Annotated in this window: 9 protein-coding genes; 3 read left to right on the top strand and 6 right to left on the bottom strand. The window is 67.8% G+C overall.

All coding sequences use genetic code 11. The features are described 5' to 3' along the window. The first annotated feature begins 5 nt into the window (after positions 1 to 5). Positions 6 to 725 carry a transcriptional repressor LexA gene (gene lexA, locus HBE63_RS08150; protein WP_166904303.1) on the top strand — a complete coding sequence of 240 codons (720 nt, stop codon included), beginning with the start codon at positions 6 to 8 and terminating at the stop codon, positions 723 to 725. 50 nt (positions 726 to 775) lie between these two features. On the opposite strand, the gene HBE63_RS08145 is transcribed toward lexA, so the two are convergent. Both HBE63_RS08145 and HBE63_RS08140 read right to left on the bottom strand, forming a co-directional pair. Beyond that, positions 776 to 3,112: an LGFP repeat-containing protein gene (locus tag HBE63_RS08145; RefSeq protein ID WP_166904302.1), complete on the bottom strand. Its 2,337-nt coding sequence runs from the start codon at positions 3,110 to 3,112 to the stop codon at positions 776 to 778. Positions 3,113 to 3,302: 190 nt separating this feature from the next. After that, positions 3,303 to 4,463, bottom strand: a complete 1,161-nt coding sequence (locus HBE63_RS08140; RefSeq protein WP_166904301.1) for an acyl-CoA dehydrogenase family protein — start codon at positions 4,461 to 4,463, stop codon at positions 3,303 to 3,305. A gap of 101 nt (positions 4,464 to 4,564) precedes the next feature. Here HBE63_RS08140 and HBE63_RS08135 point away from each other — a divergent pair, with 101 nt between their 5' ends. Further along, a complete protein-coding gene (locus HBE63_RS08135; RefSeq protein WP_166904300.1) occupies positions 4,565 to 6,856 on the top strand; it encodes a molybdopterin-dependent oxidoreductase in 2,292 nt (763 codons plus the stop codon). Positions 6,857 to 6,955: 99 nt separating this feature from the next. Next, positions 6,956 to 8,491, top strand: coding sequence for a PE-PPE domain-containing protein (locus HBE63_RS08130; RefSeq protein WP_166904299.1), 1,536 nt, complete (start codon positions 6,956 to 6,958; stop codon positions 8,489 to 8,491). 22 nt (positions 8,492 to 8,513) lie between these two features. On the opposite strand, the gene hflX is transcribed toward HBE63_RS08130, so the two are convergent. Genes hflX through HBE63_RS08110 form a run of 4 tightly spaced genes read right to left on the bottom strand, consistent with a single transcriptional unit; the run spans position 8,514 to position 12,402 of the window. Next, positions 8,514 to 9,923 (bottom strand): GTPase HflX, encoded by a 1,410-nt coding sequence (gene hflX, locus HBE63_RS08125; protein WP_166904298.1) that lies wholly within the window; start codon positions 9,921 to 9,923, stop codon positions 8,514 to 8,516. Between the two features lie 16 nt (positions 9,924 to 9,939). Further along, positions 9,940 to 10,806: a diaminopimelate epimerase gene (dapF, locus tag HBE63_RS08120; protein ID WP_166904297.1), complete on the bottom strand. Its 867-nt coding sequence runs from the start codon at positions 10,804 to 10,806 to the stop codon at positions 9,940 to 9,942. A 4-nt stretch (positions 10,807 to 10,810) separates the two neighbouring features. Beyond that, complete coding sequence (gene miaA / locus HBE63_RS08115) at positions 10,811 to 11,728, bottom strand: tRNA (adenosine(37)-N6)-dimethylallyltransferase MiaA (protein ID WP_166904296.1); 918 nt, start codon at positions 11,726 to 11,728, stop codon at positions 10,811 to 10,813. Continuing rightward, a complete protein-coding gene (locus HBE63_RS08110; RefSeq protein WP_166904295.1) occupies positions 11,716 to 12,402 on the bottom strand; it encodes a hypothetical protein in 687 nt (228 codons plus the stop codon). Before HBE63_RS08110 ends, miaA begins: the two co-directional genes overlap by 13 nt. Between the last annotated feature and the right edge of the window lie 225 nt (positions 12,403 to 12,627).

Raw genomic sequence — 12,627 nt, 5'->3', positions numbered from 1 at the left:
GCCCCATGAGCGACGACCGCAGCAGGGACGGCAACACCGACAGCCCGGCCGGATCGGACGGCGCGGGTCCACGCCGGGCCGAGGGGCTCACCGACCGGCAACGCACCATTCTCGATGTGATCCGCGCGTCGGTGAACAGTCGCGGCTACCCGCCGAGCATCCGCGAGATCGGCGATGCGGTCGGTTTGACCTCGACGTCGTCGGTCGCCCATCAGTTGCGCACCCTGGAACGCAAGGGTTACCTGCGTCGGGACCCCAATCGCCCGCGCGCGGTTGACGTGCGCGCCGCCGACGATCCGGCGGCCGCCGCGCTGGTGTCCACCGAAGTGGCCGGCTCCGACGCGCTACCCGAACCGACCTTCGTGCCGGTCCTGGGACGTATCGCCGCAGGCGGCCCCATCCTGGCCGAGCAGGCCGTCGAGGACGTCTTCCCGTTGCCCCGCGAACTGGTCGGCGAAGGGTCGCTCTTCCTGCTCAAGGTCGTCGGCGACTCGATGGTCGATGCCGCCATCTGTGACGGTGACTGGGTGGTGGTACGCCAGCAGAGTGTGGCCGACAACGGCGACATCGTGGCAGCCATGATCGACGGCGAAGCCACGGTCAAGACGTTCAAGCGGACCCGCGGTCAGGTTTGGCTGATGCCGCACAACCCGGCATACGACCCGATCCCGGGCAACGACGCCGCGGTGCTCGGCAAGGTCGTCACCGTGATCCGCAAGATCTGACCGACCGGAGGTAGGACCCGCTGCACCGGATAGTTGCCGGGTCCTGCCGCTCAGTCCGTCCGCACAAACCCGTTCGTGCGGGCGAATTCTTCACTGGCGAACCAGATCTCGGCCACTGCGTCGTCGTACTCACTGCTGTCTGGTGCCCAGTACCGACCAGACTTGGTGTCCGCCTTGATCGGATAGCCCTCCGGTGCGCGGTGTGGGTCCTCCAACGGCAGATGGATGGCGGTGGCACTGGGTATCTCGTCGAGTTCGATGGCGGCATGTCGCCCGCTGTGGGCTTCACCGCCGTGGGCCTCATTGCCGTAGGCCTCACCGCTGTAAGCCTCGGCCTGGGTGATGACGCGGGTCGGCGCGGTGTCGACGTTGTCCTGATCGCTCGGCACCGCCAGTCCGCTCAGCGCCGCGAAACCCTGCGCCCCGCGCTCTCCCCCGACCGGACCGCCGAGGGATCCGATGCCCGTCAGGCCCTCGTCCTCGTCCTCGTCCTCCAGCTCCGCTTCGATGTCGTCGACGTCCTCGCCCTCGGCGACTTCCTCGAAGTCGGCGTCGATGGGCGTATCGAGGTCCTCGTCGTCGAAGTCGTCGTCCTCGAAATCGTCATCGTCATAGTCGTCATCATCGCCATAGTCGTCGAAACCCTGTTCCGGGCCGGCCAGTTGCGAGGAATCCTCCGGCGGTTCCTCGTCCTCGCCTGGCACCCCGTAACCACTGGCCGCTCCGTGCGGGGCGGCCCATTGACTGACCGGGATGGCGATATCGGTGGGCCCGTCGTACGGAGACCCCGCCCCTGCCGATTCCTCACCAGGCCCGGCGAACCGCGCCGTCGCGGCCTCGCCGCCGTAGGCAGCGCGCGGCCCATAGCCGCTCGCCGCATCCGAGCCGCGATCATCGCCGTACTCATCGTGGTCGTACCCACGCGAGCCGTAGCGGGCGTCGTCGTAACGGTCCTCGTCGTAGGAATCCCCGGGTCCGCCGTCGTAGTCATCGTCGAACGGGTCATGATCGAAGTCGTCGTCGCCACCGGCACGGCGACGGTGCCACAGCGCGGCCCCCACGATCAGCCCTGCGAGCAGCACAACCGGAACCACGGCGATCAGCCACCACCAGCTCCAATGCCAGGCGAACGGCTTCTTGGCGTCCGAATCGGAAGGCTGCGGCCCCGAGGCCGATGTCTGACCGAGTCCAGGAACCTGCAGGCCACTCAATTCTGACGCGAGTTTTGACGGCTCGGTGGTGAACTTGTTGGCGTCGCGGTCCCACGAGATCGCTCCCCCGCTGAACCGCTGGCTGACGACACTGCCGTCTTCGGTCTGGTCGGCCATGGGAGCGCCCAATGCGCCCTTCGCCCCTCCGAGCTTCTCCCAGGCCGCATTCATCGCGCCCCGCACGATCACCGCGCCGTAATCGGGAGTCCAGAAGATGACGGGGTTGTCGGCAGCGGCGAAGGTGCTGATCCGGCTGTTGGGACCCAACCCGCCCTCGGACTCGCCGGCGGTCGGGAAGCCCAGATCACCTTCGGGGCCACCGACGCTTTCGTACTTCTCGAGCAGCTGACCGGTGATGGCGTTGGCTCCGGTGGCCGGGCTGTAGAAGATCTGGCCGCCGGCGTACTTCTGGCCGAACCCGCCGTCACCGATCGGATACTGGTCGCCGTCCTTGGCTCCCAGTGGTCCCATCACGCCGCCTGCCTCGCGACGCGCGGCGGCGATCGCCGAAGCGGGATCCGACGGTACGTCCAGGCCGGCGAGCTGGTCGGCCAGGTCCGTCGGCTCCGTGGTGAATGCCTTGGTCTTGCGGTTCCAGGAAATCTCACCGCCGGTGAACTTCTGTGAGATCACATCGCCGTTGAACATTTCGTCGTCGGAGGGCACGCCCAGCACTCCGGCGGAGCCACCGAGCTTGTCCCACGCGGCGTTGATGGCACCCCGTACCACCCGGGCGCCGGTGGACGGCGTCCAGAAGATGACCGGGTTGTCCGGCGCGCTCAGGGTCGAGTTGCGGCTGTCGGCGGCACGCCCGGCGCCCTCATCGATGGTGGGGAATCCCATGTCGCCGTCGGCCGGACCGCCCAACGACTCGTATTTGTCCAGGATTGCGCCCTGCATGAAATGAGCACCGGTCGCCGGGGTGAAAAACATCTTTCCCCCGGAGTAGTTCTGCGCGAAGCCAGAACCCACCGCGTACACGCCACCCTGCCGCGGCCCCAGCGGGCCGCCGTCGCCGCCGTTGGCCTCCCAGGCGGCGGTGACAGCCGCGTCGGCATCTGACTCCGGGGTGGCCGAAGCCACCGCCGGCACCACCAAAGCAGCGACTACGAGTGCGAGCAGGCCGACCGCCAACCGCCACACGGCTGCGTTCAGCCTCGCTCCCGGCCTAGTCATGCGCCCTCCCGGCTCGTTCGGCAAAGTTTCCTCAGAAATGTCCCGCCCGGACAACTTTGCGTCAGCACGTGACGATAACCAAGGAACGTGGCCGATCATGACCAAAAAAGCCTCAATATCTGGGTCTGACGGCCCAGAATTGGGCTTTTCGGGGCGAGATACCTGATGAATCGGGGGGCCGAACGGCCCGCTAGACACCCAGACCGCGGCCGATGATCTCCTTCATGATCTCGGTGGTGCCGCCGTAAATGGTCTGCACCCGGGCGTCCAGGTAGGCCCGCGCGACCGGATACTCACGCATGTAGCCGTAACCGCCGTGCAACTGCAGGCACCGGTCGATGAGGCTCACCTGCTTCTCGGTGGAGTACCACTTGGCCATCGCGGCCTGCTCCACGGTGAGCTTCTCGTCGAGATGCAAACGGATGAACTCGTCGACCATCATCCGCACCACGGTGGCCTCGGTGGCCAGTTCGGCCAGCAGGAACCGGCTGTTCTGGAAGCTGCCGATCGGCTTGCCGAACGCCTTGCGCTCCTTGGTGTACTGCACGGTCTGCTCCAGCACCGCCTCCATCGCCGCGGCAGCCATGATGGCGATCGAGATGCGCTCCTGCGGCAAGTTCTGCATCAGGTAGACGAAACCCTGGCCCTCCTCGCCGAGCAGATTCTCGACCGGCACCTTGACGTCGGTGAACGACAGCTCGGCGGTGTCCTGGGCGTCCAGACCGAGCTTGTCCAGGTGCCGGCCCCGCTCGAAGCCCTCCATGCCGCGCTCGACCACCAACAAACTGAACCCGAGCGCGCCCTTTTCGGCGTCGGTCTGGGCCACCACGATCACCAGATCGGAATGGATGCCGTTGGTGATGAAGGTCTTGGACCCGTTGAGGATGTAGTGGTCGCCGTCGCGGACCGCGCGGGTCTTGATGCCCTGCAGGTCGCTGCCGGTACCAGGCTCGGTCATTGCGATCGCCGTGATCAATTCGCCGGTGCAGAACTTGGGCAGCCAGCGCTGCTTCTGCTCCTCTGTGGCCAGCCGCAACAGATACGGCGCGACGACGTCGTTGTGGAGGCTGAAGCCGATACCGCTGTAGCGGCCGGCCACGGTCTCCTCGCAGACGACGGTGTTGTAGCGGAAGTCGTCGTTACCGCCGCCGCCGTACTCCTCGGGCACCGCCATCCCGAGAAAGCCCTGCTTACCGGCCTCCAACCAGATGCCGCGGTCGACGATCTTGTCCTTTTCCCACTGGTCGTGGTGCGGCGCGACGTGCCGGTCCAGAAATGCCCGGTATGACTCGCGGAACAGCTCGTGCTCGGGCTCGAACAACGTGCGGTCGTACTTCACAACACTGCCCATGGTGTTACCTCCGGTACTGGTTACGAATTCCGGGCCAACCTATACCAACCGGGTGGTTGGTCAGCGCGGGGAGGGGTGGGAATCGCCCGTAGACTCCGGTCATGCCCAGGTCCCCCATGAGCCTCGCGCACTGGGGTGCCTTCACTGCGGACGTCGCGGACGGCGACATCGCTGGCGTCACCCCGATCGACGGTGACGCCGACCCCTCACCGTTGCTGGGCAACCTCGCAGGCTCGATCCGGCACCGCTCGCGTATCGCCGGACCTGCGGTACGACGCGGCTGGCTGCGCGACGGCCCCGGTCCCAGCGCCGAGCGGGGCGCCGGCGAGTACGTCTCGGTGACCTGGGACGAGCTCACCGAGCTGCTGGCCGGCGAACTGCGGCGGGTCGTGGACACCCACGGCAACGAGGCGATCTACGGCGGTTCCTACGGCTGGGCCAGCGCCGGGCGCTTCCACCACGCGCAGAGCCAGGTACACCGGTTTCTGAAAATGCTTGGCGGCTATACGTTTTCCCGCCACTCCTACAGCCTGGGAGCGACCGGGGCGATCATGCCCCGGGTGGTAGGGACCCACGACGACCTGTTCAAGCGCTCCACCGACTGGAGTGTCATCGCCGAACACACCGACCTGCTGGTGTGTTTCGGAGGCGTCGCGCTGAAGAACACCGGTACCAATCACGGTGGCACCACGGCACATCCGGCCCGCGATGCACTGCGGCGGATGCGTGAACGCGGCGCACAGATCGTGTCGCTGAGCCCGCTGCGCGACGATGTCGACGGTGACTGCCGATGGCTGGCCCCGGTGCCCGGCACCGACGTCGCGGTGATGCTCGCACTCGCCCATGTTCTGGCCACCGAAGGCCTGGCCGATCTCGATTTCCTCGACACGTACTGCACCGGATACCAGCGGTTCGAACGCTATCTGCTGGGTCGTGACGACGGCGTCGCCAAGAGCCCGCAGTGGGCGTCTCGCCTCAGCGGTCTGTCCGCCGAGGAGTTGACGGCACTCGCCCGGCAGATGGCAGCGTCACGCACCCTGGTCACGGTCAGTTGGTCGCTGCAGCGGATCCGCCACGGCGAGCAGGCTCCGTGGATGGGTCTGACCCTGGCCGCGATGCTGGGCCAGATCGGGGTTCCCGGAGGGGGTTTTGGGCACGGCTATGGGTCGATGAACGAGCTGGGGTTGGCGCCGCTGCGCTGCGGCCTGCCCGCGCTGCCGCAGGGGCCGAACCCGGTGCAGACGTTCATCCCGGTCGCGGCCGTCACCGACATGCTGCTGCATCCGGGGCAGCCGTTCGACTACAACGGCCTGCAACTCACCTACCCTGACATCAAGTGTGTGTACTGGGCCGGCGGCAATCCGTTCCATCACCACCAGAACATTCCGAGATTGCGCCGGGCCCTGTCCCGGGTGGACACCATCGTGGTGCACGACCCGTATTGGACCGCCATGGCCAAGCATGCCGACATCGTGGTGCCCTCGACCACTGCGTATGAGCGCGAAGACTACTCGGGTTCGCGCAACGACCCGCTCCTGGTCGCCATGCCCGCGCTGGCCCAGCCCTATGCCGACTCCCGCGATGACTACACCACGTTCTCGGCGTTGGCCGAGCGGCTCGGCTTCGGCTCGCTGTTCACCGAGGGCCGCACGGCGCGCGAATGGCTGGTCCACATGTATGAAAAGTGGTCTGCCGGGCTGGATTTCGAGGTGCCCGGATTCGACGAGTTCTGGGCCGCGGGACAATTGCGGCTTCCCACCGAACCGGGATTGACGCTGCTGGCCGATTTCCGGGCCGACCCACTCGGGCACCGGTTGGCCACCCCGAGCGGCCGCATCGAGATCTTCTCGGCCGACATCGAGGGATTCGGGTACGACGACTGCGCCGGTCACCCTCGCTGGTACGAGCCGGCTGAGTGGTTGGGCGGCCCGCGGGCCGCCCGCTATCCGTTGCATCTGCTGGCCAATCAACCCGCGACCCGCCTGCACAGCCAGCTCGACGGGGGCGCCACCAGTCAGTCATCGAAAGTGCAAGGGCGCGAACCGATCCGGATCCACCCCGCGGACGCGGCGGACCGAGGGCTCGCCGATGGCGACGTGGTGAGGGTGTTCAACGATCGCGGAGCCTGCCTGGCCGGGGTGGTGATCGACGACCGGCTGCGCCCAGCGGTGGTGCAGCTGTCGACCGGGGCCTGGTTCGACCCGGCCGATCCGGCCGATCCCGATTCGATGTGCGTGCACGGCAATCCCAACGTGCTCACCGACGATGTCGGCACCTCCTCGCTGGCCCGCGGCTGCACGGGGGCACATGTCCTGGTGCAGATCGAGAAGTACACCGACGCTCTGCCGCCGTTGCGAGCGCACGAGCCACCGGTCATCCGTTCACGCCGGTAACAACCTCCGAGTTCGCCGATTTCGGCATGGCCGCGGTCCGACGGTGCGAGGATCCCCCACAGTGCCGATATCGGACTCGGCCGGAGGGGACGGTTTCCAATGCGCGCCACAGTCCAATCGGCAGCCCGTCCACTACTCGTGGCGATTCTGGTGCTGGCGTCCACCATCGCGCTCTGCATCACCACGGCCCTGACCGCAGCCGTCGGGTTGATGGTCGCAACGACACCACTTGTCGTGCCGGGCACGGGCACCAAGGACCCGTCACAGTCGCCGAACTACATGCAGAACGCCGTGGCCTATTACGTCGACACCAGTGGCAACTGCGACGGCGGCTGCAGCGCACCGGTTCCGGTGCCCTACATCGCGGAGTTCTGGCCGTTTCCGTTCGCCGGTTGGGGCGGCCTCGACGGAGCGAAATGGAACGTGTCGGTGGCAAGCGGGGTGAGCAGCCTCAATCACCAACTCGACCAGGTTGCGCCTGACGACGCCCATCCCGTCGTCATCTTCGGCTACTCCCAGGGCGCCACCGTCACCAGCATCGTGAAGAGCCAGCTCGCCGACGAAAACGGTGGGGTGATCCCGAACTGGATCAACTTCGTCGTGATCGGCAACCCGAACCGGCCCAACGGCGGGTTGTTCGAGCGGCTCGCGGCGCTGGGCACCGTCCCGATCCTCGATGCAACGTTCGGCAATCCGACACCCACCGACACCGCGCCTGAGGGCGTGATCAACACCGACGACATCGCGCTCCAGTACGACGGTGTCGCCGACGCACCGTCCTGGGTGCTCAATCCCCTGGCTCTGCTCAACGCGCTCGCCGGTTTCGAGTACACCCATCCCACCTACCTGGCCCCCGACGGCGACGACTTACCGACCGACATCCCCTACGGCTACACACCCGACCAGATGAAGGCCGCGATCGAGAACGCCCAGGCGAACTGCACCGCCGCCACGCACTGCCAGGTACATGGAGACACGCGCTACCTCACGCTGCCGGCCAAGACCTTGCCGATCATGCAACCGTTCCTCGACCTGGGCGCGGCGACCGGCACGTCCGCCCTGGTGATCCCGCTCGTCGATCTGGTCTCGCCCCTGGCTCAGACCCTGATCGAAACCGGTTACGACCGAACTGATTACGGCAAGCCGACACCATTCCAACTGCTCCCGAAGATCGATCCGGTCAAGCTGGCCGCCGACCTGATCAACGACATCCCCGAAGGGATCAACGCGGCGCTCAGGCCCGGCCTGGACCCGTTGCCCGGTTGGACCGATCCGACTGAATCCGCCAGCACCGCCGACACCGCCAACGTGCCGGACGTCGTGAAGGTTTCGGACGCCTCGGCCGTCCCGCCCAAGTCGCCCAAGCTTCCGGAATTGCCCAAACGCAATGTGCTCAAGGTGAACCCGTTGGCCACGACGGCCACCGATGCCGAGGACACCGCAACCCCCGAGACGCAGGCCGCCGAGACCAAGCGGCCCAAGCTGCGGGCCGGTGACGCCCACCCGGCGCGTAACGTGGCAAAGTCAATCCGTAGCACCGTGCGCAAGGCGCTGGGCGGCCAGAACACCGCGGCAGATGGAGCCAAGAGCAAGGCCAGGCAGGCCAAGGCCACCGAGAAGAAGCCTGCGGCCTGAGGCCGGTTCCCGATGAGTTGGATCAGAAGGTGGCGAACTCGCTGAGGCTGGCGGCGAGCGCCATGGGTACGCGCGCCTTGATGCGGGTTCCGTCGGCGGTGTGTTCGGTGGCGTCCACCCGCCCGTCGGCGTGCACCCGCGCCACCAGATCCCCACGGTCGTAGGGAATGGTCACGTCCACCGTGGCGTCGGTTGGGGGGATCATCTCCGCCATCCGGGCCCGCAGCCGGTCCAGCCCGTCACCGGTGTGCGCCGAGACGAACACCGCGTCGGGCAGGGCACGCCGCAGCGCGGCCAGCCCGAGATCGGTGGCCGCGTCGATCTTGTTGACCACCAACAACTCCGGCGGTGGAGCGATGTTGTATTCGGCAACCACCTCATTGACCACCTGCCGGACCGCATTGATCTGCGCCAGCGGATGGTCGTCGGCACCGTCCACGACGTGCACCAGCAGGTCGGCGTCGACCACCTCTTCGAGCGTGGACCGGAACGCCTCGACCAGCTGGGTGGGCAGGTGCCGGACGAAGCCGACGGTATCGGTCAGCACGAACGGCCGCCCGTCGTCGAATTCGCCACGCCGCGTGGTGGGTTCGAGCGTGGCGAACAGAGCGTTCTCCACCAGCACTCCGGCCCCGGTCAACGCGTTGAGCAGGCTGGACTTGCCGGCGTTGGTGTAGCCGACGATGGCCACCGAAGCGGAATCCGAGGACAGCCGCCGGCTGCGCTGGGTGTCGCGGATCTTCTTCATATCGCGAATCTCGCGGCGCAGCTTGGCCATCCGTTCACGGATCCGGCGACGATCGGTCTCGATCTTGGTCTCGCCGGGTCCGCGGGTTCCCACTCCACCACCGGCGCCGCCGGCGCGACCGCCGGCCTGGCGTGACATCGATTCACCCCAGCCACGCAGCCGGGGCAGCATGTACTCCATCTGGGCCAGCGACACCTGTGCCTTGCCCTCCCGGCTGGTGGCGTGCTGGGCGAAGATGTCCAGGATCAGTGCGGTGCGGTCGATCACCTTGACCTTGACGACCTTCTCCAGCGAGTTGAGCTGCGCAGGTGAGAGTTCGCCATCGCAGATGACGGTGTCCGCGCCGGTCGCCAGCACCACCTCGCGCAGTTCGATGGCCTTGCCCGAGCCGATGTAGGTGGACGGGTCGGGCTTGTCTCTGCGCTGGATGAGCCCCTCGAGTACTTCCGAGCCGGCGGTCTCGGCGAGTGCCGCCAGCTCGGCGAGGCTGGCATCTGCGTCGGCCGCACTGCCCTCGGTCCACACTCCGACCAGGACCACCCGCTCCAGCCTCAGCTGGCGGTATTCGACCTCGGTGACGTCGGTGAGTTCGGTGGACAGCCCGGCGACGCGGCGCAGCGAGGCGCGGTCTTCGAGGGCAAGCTCACCGGTGCTGGGAGTGACGGGGTGTTCTGGATGAGTCATATGTACTTACAGGTTGTCACGTGACCAAGTTCTTCCACCACTCATTACTCAACTCACCGCGCGCCACCAGCACGGAGGGGCCGCGCAGATAGCTGGTGGATTCGGTGATCGTCACGATGACCTCGCCACCGGGGATGCGCACCCGCAACGTCCCGGTATCGGCACCCTGGTGGGCCAGCGCCGCAAGCGTGGCCGCCACGGTGCCGGTACCGCAGGATCGGGTCTCGCCGACACCGCGCTCGTGTACCCGCATGGACACGGCGCCGTCCACCGGAGCCGTCAGAACCTCGACGTTGACGCCCTCGGGGAACAGCTGCGTGTCGAAGGAGACCGGCGCACCCACATCCAGGGCGGCCAACTCGTCCTCGGTCAACCCGACACAGGCCAGGTGCGGATTGCCCACGTCGACGGCCAGCCCGCTGACACTTCGGCCACCGACCACCGCGGTCCCCGCCCCGAACTGATTGGCCTTGCCCATCTCGACGGTGACATCGGCGGTGGTGGCGCCGACGCTGTGCAGCACCACCGGACGCGGTCCGGCCGGCGATCCGACCACGAACTCGTCGGCGGATTCCAACCCGGAGGCCCTCAGGTAGTGCGCGAATACCCGCACCCCGTTGCCGCACATCTGGGCGATCGACCCGTCGGCGTTGCGGTAGTCCATGTACCAGTCGGAGGCCGCGACCCCGTCAGGCAGCCTCTCGAACACCCCGGCGGCCTGTGCGGCACCGGCCGTCGTCACCCGCAGCACGCCGTCGGCACCCAGGCCGCGGCGGCGGTCGCACAGCGCGGCCACGGCGGCCGGCGTCAGCGACAGCGCGGCATCGAGGTCGGGCAGCACCACGAAATCGTTCTGGGTGCCGTGCCCTTTGGCAAAGATCACCTGATCAGGATACGTGCCGCCACACCCGCAGCGCGTCCTGCACCAGCCGGTCGGACGCGCCGTCCAGCCACACCACCCGATGGTCACGCCGGAACCAGGACCGTTGCCGGCGCACATAGCGCCGGGTGCCGATAAACGTCGGCTCGCGGGCCGCCGAACCGTCTCCCCCTGCATCGAGGTCGGCCAGCACCTGCGCGTAACCGAGTGCCCGTACCGCGGTGACCCCGTCCCGCAGGCCCCTGCCGATCAGCGCACGAACCTCGTCGACCAGTCCGTCGTCGAACATCAAGTCAGTGCGCTGCTGCAGACGATCATCGAGAATGGCGGTGTCCCAGTCCAATCCGATGATCACGGTGTCCCAGCGGGGTGGGCCGATGCTCGGCGCCGACGCCGCGAAGGGCTGACCGGTGAGCTCCACGACTTCGAGGGCCCGCACGATGCGCCGACCGTCGGTCGGCAGGATCGACGCCCCCGCCGCGGGGTCCACCCGGGTCAGCTCGACATGCAGCGCGGCCGCCCCTACCTCGGCCAATCGGGCCTCCCACCGGGCCCGGACCTGCGGGTCGGTGGCGGGGAACGTCCATGCGTCCAGCAGCGACTGGATGTAGAGCATGGAACCGCCCACGATCACCGGGACCGCGCCGCGAGCCGCGATGGCCTCCACGTCGGCTGCGGCGTCGTGCTGGTAGCGGGCCACCGTGGCGGTCTCGGTGACGTCTAGGACATCGAGTTGGTGGTGTGGGATGCCGCGCCGCTCGGCGACCGGCAGCTTGGCGGTGCCGATGTCCATGCCGCGGTAGAACTGCATGGCGTCGGCATTCACGATCTCGCCGCCGAGCTGTTCGGCCACTGCCAGCGCCAGCGCCGACTTCCCCGTGCCGGTCGGCCCGATGATCGCGATGGGCCGGGTCACGGCAGCCATTCGCCGACGAAGTAGCCGACGCCGTACGGCGCTCCGCGGTAGAGCTCACGGGCCGAGCCCGGCTCGGGTTCGGTCAGTCCGGCCAGCACCTGGTAGGCGACCCGGCCGAGGACGGTCTCGGGCTGCTCGGCCAGCGCTGAAAGGTCTCCGGTGGCCAATGCGTCGTCAAGCTGCTGTTGGACCGGAACCGAGTCCGGATCATGGCCACCGGGGGCCGTCGGGGTGAGCGTGTTCAGACCATCGGCGACCACGAGGACACCGACCGGATCCGGGGATTCTTCGAGTCGGGCGCGCAGTGCGCGGCCCCGGGCCAGCGCCTCGCCGACCGGGTGCGAGGCAGCGTAGGCGTGTACCTCGATCCCCGCACCAGGTGTGGCCTGCCCGCGGATCCATCCGGCGACCAGCGCACACAGCGGCAGCTCAACCGGCTCCCCCACGGGTCCGGCACCGAGTGCCACCTGGACGTCGACGCCGTAGCCGGCGAACGTCCCGGCGCAGTCCGGCCCGAACACCGCGTCGCGGGGGCCGGCGCCGATCGCCAGCCATTGCGCCGGCAACGAGCGCGCGGCGGCAATGACCGCGTCACGCAACCCGGCGACTTCGACCGCCGCCGCGCCCACCAGTTGGGGCACCAGAACCGGCGTGGCGGGGACGATCGCAATGGCGCTCAGCACCTCACCAAACTAGTGCGCGGCCGCTGCTGCGCTGCGCGCCGAGGGCCGGTAGGACGCCCAGAACGGCCCGTCCGGGGCACCGCCCATCCGAGTTTGTCAGGGCATTGCGCCGAAAGCCGTGGGCACGGCACAGCACGACCTGCTTCAATAGCGGACAAAGCGACAGCATCAGGCGCCGCGTCGCGCGGCAGATGCGCGGGCAACCGTGCGGAGTACGAGGAGCGG

Origin of the sequence: Mycobacterium sp. DL440, assembly GCF_011745145.1 — a bacterium.
Classification (GTDB): domain Bacteria; phylum Actinomycetota; class Actinomycetes; order Mycobacteriales; family Mycobacteriaceae; genus Mycobacterium.
This window is presented reverse-complemented; position numbering and strand designations above follow the sequence as displayed.